This is a genomic window from Streptomyces sp. NPDC046909 (genome assembly GCF_040644695.1).
GTDB lineage: Bacteria > Actinomycetota > Actinomycetes > Streptomycetales > Streptomycetaceae > Streptomyces.
Window position 1 is genome coordinate 125,833 of the sequence record NZ_JBEYXC010000019.1, and the last position, 13,236, is coordinate 139,068.

Sequence of the window (13,236 nt, forward strand, 5' to 3'; positions counted from 1 at the left end):
ACTGTTCACAGGACGACCTGATCTTCTACGGCATTGGACGGAACCCACGGATGGTGCTGTAGCGTCCCCTGTTGCAAACGGATAGTCCGATTGCTTCTGAAACCACACGGGGAGGATCGCCATGGATCGCGGTGCAGATCTCGCACGGCTCCGGGACTTGTCCAAGCTCTTCGGCCGCAAGGCCACGGACCTCCAGGCCCTCATCAAGGCTCTGGAGTCGGCCACCACCGAGAGCACGAGCTACTGGAAGGGTCCGAAGGCCGACCGCTTCCGCGACGACTGGCACGACGTGAAGCCGACCTTCGACAAGTGGGTCGACACGCTGAACGACGCCAGCAAGTCGGCGAACACCAGCGCGGACAACATCGAGCGCGCCACCTGATCTTCACGATCACGTAGTCTTCCGGGGCGCCCGGCCAAGACCCTCCAGTCTTCGCCGGGCGCCCCGTTGGCATGTGACGGGCCGCCTCAGACCACCTTGTGATACGTACGGGCCTCACTCGCCGTCACCTTCTCCGGCTCGCCCCTGATGGCCGCGTCGACGAGCGGCAACAGCTTGTCGACCTGCGCACCGAGCCTCTTGTGCCGCCCGTCCAATTCCGTGTGCCACGTCCGGGCGTTCTTCCCGACCCAGACCTTGTCTCCGCCGATTTCCTCGGTCGGGTTCTTGAGCGCCTTCTTGATGCTTTCCACTTCCTTGACGAGGTCGCTGCGCAGCCGTTCAAGGTCGGCCTTTCGCGGATTGGGCACCTTCGCTTCGGAATCCGGCACGGATACTCACCCCTGGATCTTCATATTTTCAACGGGTAACTGACTCGCTGGTATCTCTCATAATCTGAGACGGTGACAACAACCTTATCGGCGTGGAATGATCCGGAATTCCTCGTCCTCCCCACCATGCACGAGATTCCCCAGGCCCCGGACGGCTCTCCGCTCGGCGACGAAGGCGTCGAGGGAGCGGAGGTGACCCTTGTCCCGGTCGCAGGCGATGGGGACGGGGAGCGGCTCGTGGCGCTGGCTTTCACGTCCGTCGCCCTGCTGGTGGAGGCGATGGGAGAGGAGCAGCCCTGGGTCGTCATCCCTTCGGGGGAAATGGAGAAGGTCCTGGCGGGGTCAGGGGCCGCGGCCGTGCTGATCGACCCGCGCCTGTCGGACGCCATGGAGGAGGACCACGACGGTGGTTGACCCCAACTTCTCCGGCATCAATCCGCACAACCTCCTGCGGACCATCAAGGACCTCGAATCCGGCAGCAAGAACCTGCACGGCGCCAAGTCCTCCTACGTGAGCCGTTTCCGGAAGTTCGGCCTGGACACGAGCAGCCTCACCGAGATCGGGAAGATCGCGGGCTGGGTCGACGACGAGCTGCCCATGTTGCGCCGCCGTCAGGCGCTGGCCGCCGCGATGGAACTGGACGAGGGGGGCGTACAAAAGCCCGACGCCCTGGTGCGGCTCCGGGAGCCGATCCCTACGGTGGGTGAGGCTCGGGAGGACGGGAAGCGGCTCGCCGGGGAAGTCGCCAAAGCGGCGGACCTCGACCCGGGCCAGGCAGGTGCGGAGTTCCATCGGATCGCCGGGCAACTCGCCCTGCACAAAGGTGACTCGGATTTCACTTCGGCGTTCTACGCGAAGATGGATCCGGAGCTGGTCAAGAACCTTCAGGTGGTGATCGCCGCCGCGGACGCTCCGACAGCCGAGGCCGACGCGAAGGTCTTCGGCTCGGCGTTCACGACCGCGGTCAACTCCGACTCTCCTGCGCCCGGTTTCGAGAAGACGGCCGCCCTGTTCCACGGCGACCTGAACGAGGACGAACCCACCGCGGTCTTCAATCGTGCGCTCATGCAGTCGGATGACCCTGAGTTGTGGGACCTCGCCTGGAAGCACACGAAGATCGCCACGCTGAAGCTGCTCGATCCGGCGGACACCTGGTCCGACACTGTCGGCTTGCTGGGCAGTGTGATCGGCATGCAGGCGAAGCACGCTTCGCACTTCTGGGAGAAGGCGCAGACATTCTCCGATGATGCGAGCCGACTGCACGATCAGCGTGTCAACGCCAAGGGCAAGGCCGACAAGAGAAGATTCAAGAAGGCCACAAGCCGTGCTGGCCAGGCCTCTGGCAAGTCCGCACTCGAAGCAGAACGGATCCTGGCCAAGTACGGGATGGGATCGTTCTCGCGGTTGATGGAAGCTTCGGTGGCCGACGGCGGCAGCTGGCTGATCGGCAAGGTTCCCGGGCTGAGACCACCGAACACGGCGACGCTGTTCGGGCGAGCGCTGGTGGCGGGCGGGAAGTTGCCGCTGGTGGGCACGGTCCTCACGATCGGGGCCACGGCTTGGGACATCGAGCACGGCACGGAGGCGGATGTCGCGGTGGCGGCGAGTGCCGGAGGGATGGCTGCCGGCACCGGAGGGACGATGGCCGGCATGGCAGCGGTCACGTTCTTCGGTGGGCCAGTTGGCTGGGGAATCGCGGCAGGTGTCGTGTTGGGTTTCGGTGCCGGTTATGGCGCTTCGTACATCATCAAGTCAGGGAAAGGGCAGAGGGCCGTCAACGCTGTTACAGGCGCGGTGAAGGACGTCGGTGAAGAGATCGACGGATGGTTCTCATAAGGTTGGATGCCAATGACTGACAAGAGCAATAAACGCCACCGTACGAGTGATTATGAGCTTCCGGATCACATTGAGAGAAACCGCCGCCTCTCCGCCAGGGTCAGAGCTTGGAAACCACGCCCCCTGCTCCCCTCACGCCGTCTGATTCTGGCTGAGTTGGGGATGTCTCTCCTGTGTACCGGGATGGCCCTCGTTCTCTGGCTCCCAGCACAGGACTTGGTGGATGACCTGCGCTCCCGGGGTGTCAGCGCCGCGGCCACAGTCACCGATGTCGACTCGAAGCCTAAATACGTGAAGGTTCGCCTCGTGAGCAGTCCCGAGGCGGGTAACGAGGTCAAGCTTTCCGACTACGCCGGGAAGTATCCCGACACCCACAGCGGCGCTTCGATGATCGTTACCTACGACGCCAAGGACCCCTCGCGGATCCTGGCCCGTGATTGGGTCAAGCACCCACCAGTCAGCCTGCAGACTTACCTTTGCTGGGTGCTGGCCTTCGTGTTTCTGGGATTCGGGGTTGCCCTGATCTTCCGCCGCCGCTGGGTACTCCGCCAGCCCGAAGACCCACCGACCCCGTCACCCCAAGAGGTCCGCCTCACCAAGCCATAACCCAAAGCGAAACGGGGCCCAGCTCACCAAGAGCCGGGCCCCGTTTCGCTGCTCAGCCGTTCATCACCGCCTGCACCGGCACGTACGCCCCACCGGAGATGAACAACCCACTCCCCACAGCCCCGCCCCCACTGTTCGCAGGCAACCGAATCCCGAACAACTCCCCGTCCGAAGACGTCTGCGGCGTGAGCAGCATGCCGTTCCGGGACTTCCGTGCCTCCACCGCGAAGCCTCGGTACTGACCCGAGAGGCTGTCCGTCGTGCCCGCCGCGAGGAGGCCGATCCCCCCGTCGGCGCCCTTGCGGATCACCGTCTCCAGGGCTTCGTCGAGGTTGGTGTCGTACAGCAGCTCCGCGTCGTCGACGACAACGACGTACGCGCCGCCGCCGAGGCCCTCCACCAGGTCCTCCAGGTCGTCCCCCCGGCTCTCGGCGTTGAGGACGCCCAGGACGCCCTCCCGGCCTTCCAGGTCGCGGAGAGGCGAACGGCGCGGCGTCACCAGTACCACCGGCGTGCCCGCCCGCAGCAGCGACTCCGTCGCCGCCATCAGTACCGTCGAGCGGCCGGACTTCGGCGGGCCCGCGATGACGAAGCCGGGGCCGTTCTCCTCCAGGTCGATGCCCATGGGGTGGAGTTCGTCGCCGCCGACCGAGACCAGGGCCCACAACGGGGACGGGGCCACGAAGTCGGGGTCCAGCGACATCGCCTCCGCCGCCGTGATGCGGGACGGGAGCGCGTCGACGCGCAGGGGGCGGCGGCCCGCCGGGATGCGGGGGAAGCGGGTCCTTGCCTCTTCCGCGATTTCCCGCAGCGCGCGTACCTGGGCCTGGCCCGCCGGGTCCTCCGCCAACAGACCGATCTGCGTCTCGTCCACGCCCGTGTCCGTCATCTTCAGCGCGCGTCCCGGCGGCATGTTCTTCGGGACCTCACGGGAGGACAAGCCTGCCGTTGAGTAGTCGTTCGGGTCTGCGAAGCGCATGACCATGCGGTCCGCGAACGCCGACGACACATGGCCGCTCAAGCCGCTTCGGTCGGCCGTCATCACTACCTTCAGGCCCACCGCAGAACCCTCACGGAAGATCCGCTGGGCCGCTTCCAGCAACTGGCCGTAGTTGTAGCTCTCGAAGGTCGACGCGAAGCCTTCCCAGCTGTCCAACAGCAGGACCATCCACGGCAACCGGTCCTCCGGGGCCGCCGACGCGCGCTGTTCCGCCGCGCTCGACGCGCCCTCCATCGCGAGGAGTTGCTGTCTGCGGGCGATCTCCGCGAGCAGGCGCTCGATGAGGCGGCGGGTGCGGTCCGGCTCGTCGCGCGTGACGATCGCGCCGACGTGCGGCAGGCGCATCAGCGGCAGCAGGGCGTTCGAGCCGCAGTCGATGCCGTACAAGTGCACGTCATCCGGAGACGTCGCCTGGGCCAGGGAGCCTGCCAGCGTGCGCAGTGCCGTCGAGCGGCCCGAGCGCGCGCCGCCCAGCAGCAACGTGTGCTCGCCGTGCACCAGGTCCAGGGACAGCGGCTTGCGGCTCTGCTTCGCCGGCTGGTCGATCAGGCCGTACGGGATCGGCGCCACGTCGTTCCCCGCCTGCTGACCCGCGTCGTACGACATCAGCTCCGCCAACGTCACCTGCTCCGCGAGCGGCGGGAGCCACGGGCTGCGCTGCTCACCGAAGCCCATGCGCGCCGCGCCGTCGGCCACCGCGTCCACCAGGACCGCCAGGTCGGTGACCATGGTGCCGTCGTCGTCCGACTCCTGCCGCTTGGGCAAGGGGCGGGAGTATCCCGTCCAGGGGAGGGGGGTCAGGGTCGCCTTGGGGCCCGTCTGTCCCGTTGCCGGGCGGCGGCCACCGATACGGGCCGACTGCACGCCCACCAGCGACTGGGCGCCCGAGCGGACGTACATACGGCCGGGGGTCGACTTCGCGATCGCGCCCGAGTCCGGGGCGTCGATGACGTCCATCGACTCCGCGGCGTCCGTCACCCGCAGGGCGATCCTGAGGTTCGTGTTCGCCCTGATGTCGGCGCTGACCACACCCGCCGGGCGCTGTGTCGCGAGCACCAGGTGCACGCCCAGCGAACGGCCTCGGCGGGCGATGTCGACCAAGCCCGCGATGAAGTCCGGGAGTTCGGCCACCAGGGACGCGAACTCGTCGATGACGAGGACGAGTCGGGGCATCGGCTCCAGCTCGGGGCGGAGCTTGCGGGTGTCGTTGTAGTCCTCGATGTCCTTCGCCGCCGCGTCGAAGAGGGTCTTCTCCCTACGGTGCAACTCCGCCGCCAGCGACGCCAGGGCGCGCTCCGTGAGGTGGGCGTCGAGGTCGCTCACCATGCCGACGGTGTGCGGGAGGCGGGCGCAGTCCATGAAGGCGCTGCCGCCCTTGTAGTCGATGAGGACGTAGTTCAAGGCGTCCGGGCGGTTCGCCACCGCGAGCGACGCGATGATCGTCTGGAGGAGCTCCGACTTACCGGCACCCGTCGTACCCGCGACCAGCGCGTGCGGGCCGTCCCGGCGGATGTCGAGGACGAACGTGCCGTCCGCCGCGATACCGATCGGCGCCGCGGTCGTGGCACCGCCCGCCTGCCAGATCCGCTCGACGTCCGCGCCGGTCGGGTTGGGCATGTTCAGCAGGTTCAGCAGCCGGGCGGCCGTCGGCAGCGCGGCGCCCGCGTCGTCGCGGCTGACATCGCGCACCGGCGCCAGGGAACGGGCGAGCAGCTCGCACCACTCGTAGCTCACCTGGTCGGCCAGGATGTCGCCGACGCCCTCCATGCCGTAGCCGCGTACGCGGATGTGGTGCGGGGCGTCCGGGTGCCAGGCGACGACGGCCTTGCACTCCTCGGGCAGGAGCCGCTCGTCCTCGTCGATGCAGAGGGCGATGATGCCGTACTGCGGTCCCTCGGTGAGGAGTTGGGGGACGCCGGGCACGCGGCGCAGCAGGCGGGCGCCGTCGAGGATCAGCAGGATGTTCGCGTCGGGGTAGAGCTGGCCCATCATGTTCTGCTGCTCGCGGGCCGCCTTGCGCCGCGCCAGTTCGTTGAGCAGCTCGTTGACGCGGCGGGTGATGCCCTCGGAGTCGAAGCCGACGAGCGCCACACAGTCCTGGCCCTGCTCGGGGTCGGTGTGGGGCAGCCAGTGGACCCAGTGCCATTCGGCGCCGGCCTGCGGGGTCGCAGCGAGGGAGACCAGGGAGAGGTCCCGGGGGCTGTGCAGGACCGCCGCCTGTACGGCGACCCAGCGGGCCGTGGCCATCGCGCGCTCCCGGTCGCCCGCGACGCCGACGACACCGAGCCGGCCGAAGGGGAGGGTGACCGGGACATCGGGGAGCGTCGGGGGCTCGGGGCGGTCCTCCTCGTACTGGTTGCCGCCGCGCGCCATGACCATCTCGGCGTCGGACTCCAGGCCGCCGACACCGACCCTGAGCAGCAGCGCGTCGGGGTCGGTGAGGCGGCGCTCCCAGAGGCGGCGGCGCGGGCCGGTCGCGAAGAGCAGGATCTCGGCCGGGTCGGGGGCGTCCGCGCGGCGGGCGCGCTGCTCCTCCTTGGCGAGGACGGCGAGTTCGGCCTTGTGCTCGGCGAGGTCCTTCTTGTACTGCTTCGCCGAGTTCTTGTCCTTCTTCTTGCCCTCGCGGTTGTCGCTGAGCCACTGTCCGGCCATCATCATCGGGCTCATCAGGCAGAACAGCAGCATGTAGATCTGCTTGGTGATGAAGTACATCGTCAGGCCGAAGAGCATCGGCATGAACGCCAGGATGAACTGGAACTTCGCCTTCTCACTCTTGCTGGGCGGCACCGGTACGACCACACGGCGCCGGGGCCGCAGCGGGTTGAGGCGGGGCGGGCGGTTGTAGGCGAGGCCGCCCTCGCTCATCAGGGAGAGGTGGGCGTCGGGTTCGGCCACCCGGTCCAGGACCAGCAGCGAGTCGCCGACGCGTACGACGCCGCCGAGCGGCCAGGGCGTCCCGGCCGCATCGGCCGTCACCGGCTCGTCGTCGAGCAGGACCTCGGCGTCGCCCTCGGGGCTGAGCTTCGTCTCACCCTTCATGTCGATCGTCACGCGCAGCGCGACCTGCGGCAGCGCGGGGTCCGACACGGGCAGCGAGCAGGTGGGCGCCGCACCGACGGTGGCCGCGCCGACGCCGAGCCGGACGACCCGGCCGGAGGCGGGACCGCCGGCCACCCTGAGCTCGTACTGGCCGACCGGCTCGCCCTTGCGCAGCAGCGGGCCTATCGAGTCGTCCACGGCGACACGCATGCCGTCACGGAGTACGGAGGCCGCAGGGGCCGCCGGATCGCAGTACTCGCCGTCCGCCCACAGGGAGGGGCCCCGGGTCACGGGCGCGCCGAAGCCGGGCATCACGGTGCCGGGCATCACGGTGCCGGGCATCTGCACCACGTTCCCCGCGTGGTGGCCGGTCGTCGGCTGGACCGGGTGCCCGAGAGCCTCCGCCAGCACCTCCGCGACCTCGCCGGCGGTGGCCGTGTCGTCCGTCGCGATCACGACATCGTGCGGCTCACCGCCTTCCCGTACGACCGTGACCAGCATCCGCATGGCGGTCATCCTCCCGTCGGCCCCTGTGGCCACATTCATTACTTCAGCTAACGGAGACTAATGGCAGTACCGGCCCCCGCGCCCGGCCGCCCGGGGGACGGACGGGGGCAAGCGGTGAAGGATCGCGGGCCAACCGGTGAAGGACCGCGAACCGAGCCGCGAACCGAGCCGCGCGGCGACCCCGCTCAGACCGCCGGCATCGCGTAGATCTGCGCCCCGCTCGTCACCAGCAGCCGGTTCCCGGAGGGGACGATCTGCCAGTCGCCCTCGCTCTTGTCGTCGGTCCAGGTCCAGCGGACCTTGCCGGTCTTCGCGTTCAGCGCGGCCACGCCACCACCCAGCGAGCTGCCGCCGCCGTACAACGTCGTACCGACCCTGATGAACGTCTGCGCACCCTTGTTGGCCTCGTCGCAGAGCCAGATCCGCTTGCCGGTCTTGACGTCGACGGCCCACACGCCGCGGTCGTAGTCCCTGACATAGGCCACGCCGTCGATGACCGTCGGGTCGTTGAAGCCGCGTCGGCCGTTGGGTGAGAGCGTCCACACGGTGGCGCCTGTGTCCGCGTCCACGGCCGTCAGCTTCTCGCCCGGCAGGAAGAGGAGACCGTTCGCGACGGTCGGCCGCCACTCCCAGTCGTCGCCGATCTTCTTCGTCCACAGCTGGCCGCCCGTGGCGGTGTCCCGGACGGTGACGTTGTACTTGGAGTCCGTGTACACCAGGTACTTGCCGGAGACCGAGCCCTCGACGTCGTAGTCGTCGGTGCCCCAGTCCCGCTTCTGCAGCCACACCTTCTTGCCGGTGCCGTGACTGATCGCGGCGACGCCCGTGCGGTAGTCGGTGGCGGACTTGGACTCGCTGAAGTCGGTCACCGTGACGTACACGTTCTTGCCGTCGATGGCGATGGTCTCCTCGACGTCGATCAGCTTGCCGAGCCGGCTGCGCCACGCCTCCTCGCCGGTCTTCACGTCATAGGCGACGAGTACGCCCTCATAGTCGCCGTCGGCCAGGAACACCTTGCCGTCGTGGAACAGGAGTTGGGCCCCGGGCCGGCAGATCTCCGGCTTGGACCACACGGTCTTGCCGGTCTTCACGTCGTACGCGACGAGCGGGTCACCGGCGACGAGAAGCAGCCCGTCGTGGACGAGCGGCGGCACGGCCGTGCCCACGCTGTCATCGGGGTGCGTCTTGTGCCACAGCGGCTGCGGCGCCACCCCGGCAGGCGGAGTCGTGAAGTTCTCCTCGACCGGCTCGGCAGACCCATCCTTGCCCGCCGCACCCCCACCCCCCGACGCACGGGCGGAGCTCCCGTCGTCCATACCCAGCCACCACGCGGTCCCGCCCCCGACCACGGCGACGGCCGCGGCACCACCGAGCGCGAGGGTGAGGGCACGGCGCCGGGAGGGAGCGGACGGGGAGGCGGTGGGGGTGGAGCCGAGTTGGACGGTGCCCGGGTGGACGGCGCCGTAGCCGGGGGCGGGCGGCGGGTATCCGTAACCCGCGGGAGGAGTGCCGTAGGCGGGCGCGGGAGTGCCACCGGCCGGAGTCCCGTAACCAGGCACGGGCGCGGGGATGCCACCGGCCGGATACCCGTACCCCGGCGTGGGCGACACCGCCGGCCCGAACGCCCCCGCGGCCGGAGCCGATGGCACCGCCTCCGGTGCCTCCGGCGCCTCAAGGTCCAGGATCCCCGCCGCATGCGTGGCGATCGTCGACGCCACCGCCGACGGCAGCCAGTCGCGCAGCACCCCCTCGACCCCCTGCGGAGCCAGCGCCGCGACGATCTCGGCGGGGGCCGGTCGCTGGGCCGGGTCCTTCTGGAGGCAGGCGCGGATGAGGCCGAGGAGGGACGGGGGTACGTCCGTCAGGTCCGGTTCGCCGTGGACGACCTGGTAGAGCAGCGCAGCGTGCGAGACCGCGCCGTCGCCGAAGGCGCCGCGGCCGGTCGCCGCGAAGGCCAGGACCGCACCGAGCGAGAAGATGTCGCCCGCGGGGCCGACGTCCTTGCCCAACGCCTGCTCCGGCGGCATGAATCCGGGCGAACCGACGACAACTCCCGTCTGTGTCATACGGTTTCCGTCCACCGCGCGTGCGATGCCGAAGTCGATGACGCGCGGGCCGTCGGCCGCGAGCAGGACGTTCGAGGGCTTGAGGTCGCGGTGGATGAGGCCCGCGGCGTGGATCTCCTGGAGGGCCGCGGCGAGCCCCGCGGCCAGCGCCCGCACGGTCCGCTCCGGCAGGGCCCCGTGCGCGCCGACCACGTCCGTGAGGTCAGGGCCGAGGACGTACGACGTCGCCAGCCACGGCAGGGCCGCCTCCGGGTCGGCGTCCACGACGGGGGCGGTGTAGCGGCCGGAGACGGCCTTCGCTATCTCGACCTCGTGCCGGAAACGGCCCCGGAAGTCGGCGTCCGCCGCCAGATCCGGGCGCACGACCTTCACCGCGACGGTCCGGCCACCCGGCGAACGGGCCAGGTAGACCCGCCCCATCCCACCGGCGCCGAGCAGCCGCAGCATGCGGTAGCTGCCCAACTCGCGTGGATCGTCGGGCTGCAACGTCTGCATGGTGGGCCATCCCCGTGTCCGTGATCGTGACTGCGATCGTGAGTGTGATCGTGTTCGCTTTCGCAGACACAGTAGTGATGGCTACTCGACCTTCGACATCCGCGCCTCCGGATTCCCCTCCGCCGCGCTCTCCGAGATGTACTGGAGGTCGTCCCCCACCGGCTTCAACCGCACCGTGTGGGCGGCCGGGTTGCAGCCGTCGTGGTTGCTCTTCGCGCCCACGGACGTGGCGATGAGCTCGGTCTCGGTGACCTTCTTCAGGGTCAGGGTGTCGTTGCAGACGCCGCCGAAGATATCCGTCTGCTTGAGCTTGCCCAACTCCTCGCCGACGGCGGCCTGTTCGACGGTCAGGCGGAAGCTGCCCATGGGGATGCCGGAGCCGCTGCCCTCCCCTTCCCAGGTGCCGAGATAGCGGGCGGGCACCTCGGCGGGCGCCTCCTGGGCCGCGCTGGACTCGCTCGTCGGCAGCGAGGAGGACGAGTACGACGGCGCCGGCGAGTACGCGCCCGAGTCCGACCCGCCCGCGTCGTCCCGCCGCTCCCCCGGCAGCAGGTCGAACAGGAACACCGAGCCCACGGTCACCGCCGCCAGCGCCCCCGCGACGGCGAGCGCCACCGTGCAGCTCATCCGCCGCCCACGCCCCTCCTCCCCCGGCACCGAGGTCGCCGCCACGGAGACGGTGACCCTGCCGGGCCGGGCGCCCGAAGGTGAATCTGAGGGTGGAACGGCGTCCCGGGGTCCGGAGGTACGTGGCTCAGGTACGGCAGCCGGGGCGAAAGCGGGCACAGCGGGGACAGCGGGCACAGCCGGAGTCGCCCCCGGCATCACCGGCGCCGGCCCGAACTCCCCCACCGTCGGCACCCCCTCACCCACCGACTCACTGCTGAACCCCACCGGCCCCGAAGCGACTTCCCCCGCCGCCTCCCCCGAGACCTCCCCCGCCACCTCCAGATTCAGCAACCGCACCGCACTCCGGCTCACCTGCTCCACCAGCGCCCCCGGCAGCCACCCGCCCGCCACCAGCCGCGCCGCGCCCTCCGGAGCCAGCCGCCGCGCCACCTCCCCCGGAGTCGGCCGGGTCCCCGGGGACTTGGCCAGGCAGTCCGCCACCAGATCCCGCACGTCGCCGTCCAGCGAGCCCAGTTCGGGCTCCTCGTGTACGACCTTGTAGAGCAGGGAAGCCGACGAGTCACCCGGGAACGGCGGTTCCCCCGTCGCCGCGTACGCCAGGACCGCGCCCAGCGAGAAGACGTCCGCCGCTCCGGTGACCGTCTTGCCGAGGATCTGCTCCGGCGACATGTAGCCGGGCGAGCCGACGGAGACTCCCGTGGAGGTCAGGGACGCCGTACCGTCCGTGGCCCGCGCGATGCCGAAGTCGATCAGCAACGGGCCGTCCAGGGTCAGCAGCACGTTCGACGGCTTCACGTCCCGGTGCACCAGGCCCAGTTCGTGCACCGCCGCGAGCGCTTCCGCGAGCCCCGCCCCCAGCACCCGTACCGAATGCGCGGGCAGCGGGCCGCCGTCCGCGACCGCGGCCGTCAGCGACGGGCCCGCCGCGTACGCCGTCGCCACCCACGGCACCGGCGCCTCCGGGTCCGCGTCCAGCACCGGAGCCGTCCACGCGCCGCCGACCCGCCGCGCCGCCTCGACCTCGCGGCGGAAGCGGGCGCGGAACTCCTCGTCGAGCGCGAAGTGCGGGTGCACGATCTTGACCGCGACCGTGCGGCCGCCGGTGCTGCGGCCGAGGTAGACCCGGCCCATTCCGCCGGAGCCCAGCCGGCCGAGCAGCCGGTAGGGCCCCATGACGGTGGGCTCGTCGACTCCGAGCGGCTGCATGCTGCCTCCCCCCATCAGGTTCAGATGCAGGTTAGGGCTGGAGCAGTTGCACCTTCACGTCCGCCGGGAAACCCGTCGTGGGCCCCACCCGGCGCGCGAACTCCGCGACCGCCGCCAACTGCGGCCCCCCGAAGCGGAAGTCGAGGGTGGTGAAGTACTTCTCCAGGACCTGCTCGTCGAACTCCTCCCAGCGGGCGGCCTGTTCGGCGACCTTGCCCACCTCGTCGAGGGAGAGGTTCCGGGAGTCGAGGAAGGCCTCGTGGACCTTGCGGGTGATGTGCGGCTCGCGCTCCAGGTAGTCCCGGCGGGCCGCCCAGACGGCGAAGACGAACGGCAGTCCGGTCCACTCCTTCCAGAGCGAGCCGAGGTCATGGACCTCCAGGCCGTAGCGCGGGCCGTCCAGCAGGTTCGCCCGGAGCGCCGCGTCGCCGATCAGGACCGCCGCCTCGGCCTCCTGCATCATCAGGCTGAGGTCGGGCGGGCACGTGTAGTAGTCGGGCTGTACGCCGTAGCGGTCGGCCAGGAGCAGCTGCGCCAGCCGGACGGAGGTGCGCGAGGTGGACCCGAGGGCCACCCTCGCGCCGTCCAGCTCGTCCAGGGGTACCTGGGAGACGATCACACAGGACATCACCGGGCCGTCGCAGCCGACAGCGATGTCGGGGAAGGCGACGAGGTCGTCGGCGTTGCGCAGGAACTCGACCAGGGTGATGGGGCCGATGTCGAGATCTCCCCGCACCAGCTTCTCGCTGAGCTTCTCCGGGGTGTCCTTCGTCAGCTCGAAATCGAGGAGCGTGCCCGTTCTGGCGAGCCCCCAGTAGAGGGGCAGGCAGTTCAGGAACTGGATGTGGCCGACGCGCGGCCGGGTGCGTGAATTGTCCACATCGTGAGGCTAGACCCTGGGTCCTGACGTACGATGGCCACCCCCACCGTCAATCCGTCACGAGCACGATCAAACATCCGAGTGACGTGATCTTGGCCTCTATTGCTTTCGGCTGCCCTCGTGCTAGGCTCGCCGCAAGTTGCAGTTTGGTTTCCCTTGCAGTACAGAGCCTGCGGAGCATGTGACCGCGGGCTCTAGT

Annotated in this window: 9 protein-coding genes; 4 read left to right on the forward strand and 5 right to left on the reverse strand. The window is 69.7% G+C overall.

Annotated elements, in window-relative coordinates:
• The first annotated feature begins 121 nt into the window (after positions 1-121).
• Positions 122-382 (forward strand): WXG100 family type VII secretion target, encoded by a 261-nt coding sequence (locus ABZ928_RS43755; protein WP_097267535.1) that lies wholly within the window; start codon positions 122-124, stop codon positions 380-382.
• Between the two features lie 86 nt (positions 383-468).
• Here ABZ928_RS43755 and ABZ928_RS43760 read toward each other — a convergent pair whose 3' ends face one another.
• Positions 469-771, reverse strand: coding sequence for a hypothetical protein (locus ABZ928_RS43760; RefSeq protein ID WP_361532276.1), 303 nt, complete (start codon positions 769-771; stop codon positions 469-471).
• Between the two features lie 126 nt (positions 772-897).
• Here ABZ928_RS43760 and ABZ928_RS43765 point away from each other — a divergent pair, with 126 nt between their 5' ends.
• The 3 genes from ABZ928_RS43765 to ABZ928_RS43775 are packed head-to-tail and all read left to right on the forward strand — an operon-like array spanning position 898 to position 3,214.
• Positions 898-1,185 (forward strand): SAV_915 family protein, encoded by a 288-nt coding sequence (locus tag ABZ928_RS43765; protein ID WP_361532279.1) that lies wholly within the window; start codon positions 898-900, stop codon positions 1,183-1,185.
• Positions 1,178-2,608 carry a hypothetical protein gene (locus ABZ928_RS43770; RefSeq protein WP_361532282.1) on the forward strand — a complete coding sequence of 477 codons (1,431 nt, stop codon included), beginning with the start codon at positions 1,178-1,180 and terminating at the stop codon, positions 2,606-2,608. Before ABZ928_RS43765 ends, ABZ928_RS43770 begins: the two co-directional genes overlap by 8 nt.
• A 12-nt stretch (positions 2,609-2,620) precedes the next feature.
• Positions 2,621-3,214, forward strand: a complete 594-nt coding sequence (locus tag ABZ928_RS43775) for a hypothetical protein (RefSeq protein WP_361532285.1) — start codon at positions 2,621-2,623, stop codon at positions 3,212-3,214.
• A gap of 52 nt (positions 3,215-3,266) precedes the next feature.
• Here the strand turns inward: ABZ928_RS43775 and ABZ928_RS43780 are convergent, their stop codons facing one another.
• The 4 genes from ABZ928_RS43780 to ABZ928_RS43795 form a co-directional block, all read right to left on the reverse strand.
• Complete coding sequence (locus tag ABZ928_RS43780) at positions 3,267-7,760, reverse strand: FtsK/SpoIIIE domain-containing protein (RefSeq protein WP_361532288.1); 4,494 nt, start codon at positions 7,758-7,760, stop codon at positions 3,267-3,269.
• A 185-nt stretch (positions 7,761-7,945) separates the two neighbouring features.
• Positions 7,946-10,321: a serine/threonine-protein kinase gene (locus ABZ928_RS43785; RefSeq protein WP_361532291.1), complete on the reverse strand. Its 2,376-nt coding sequence runs from the start codon at positions 10,319-10,321 to the stop codon at positions 7,946-7,948.
• A gap of 81 nt (positions 10,322-10,402) precedes the next feature.
• Positions 10,403-12,157 (reverse strand): serine/threonine-protein kinase, encoded by a 1,755-nt coding sequence (locus ABZ928_RS43790; protein WP_361532294.1) that lies wholly within the window; start codon positions 12,155-12,157, stop codon positions 10,403-10,405.
• 31 nt (positions 12,158-12,188) lie between these two features.
• Positions 12,189-13,037, reverse strand: a complete 849-nt coding sequence (locus ABZ928_RS43795; RefSeq protein WP_361532297.1) for a menaquinone biosynthesis protein — start codon at positions 13,035-13,037, stop codon at positions 12,189-12,191.
• Positions 13,038-13,236: the final 199 nt, after the last annotated feature.

What these genes read in the sequence shown, in the direction of transcription:
- ABZ928_RS43755 (WP_097267535.1), top strand. Translation starts at nt 122, where the DNA reads ATGGATCGCGGTGCAGATCTCGCACGGCTCCGGGACTTGTCCAAGCTC.
- ABZ928_RS43775 (WP_361532285.1), top strand. Translation starts at nt 2,621, where the DNA reads ATGACTGACAAGAGCAATAAACGCCACCGTACGAGTGATTATGAGCTT.
- ABZ928_RS43765 (WP_361532279.1), top strand. Translation starts at nt 898, where the DNA reads ATGCACGAGATTCCCCAGGCCCCGGACGGCTCTCCGCTCGGCGACGAA.
- ABZ928_RS43790 (WP_361532294.1), bottom strand. Translation starts at nt 12,157, where the DNA reads ATGCAGCCGCTCGGAGTCGACGAGCCCACCGTCATGGGGCCCTACCGG.
- ABZ928_RS43785 (WP_361532291.1), bottom strand. Translation starts at nt 10,321, where the DNA reads ATGCAGACGTTGCAGCCCGACGATCCACGCGAGTTGGGCAGCTACCGC.
- ABZ928_RS43780 (WP_361532288.1), bottom strand. Translation starts at nt 7,760, where the DNA reads ATGCGGATGCTGGTCACGGTCGTACGGGAAGGCGGTGAGCCGCACGAT.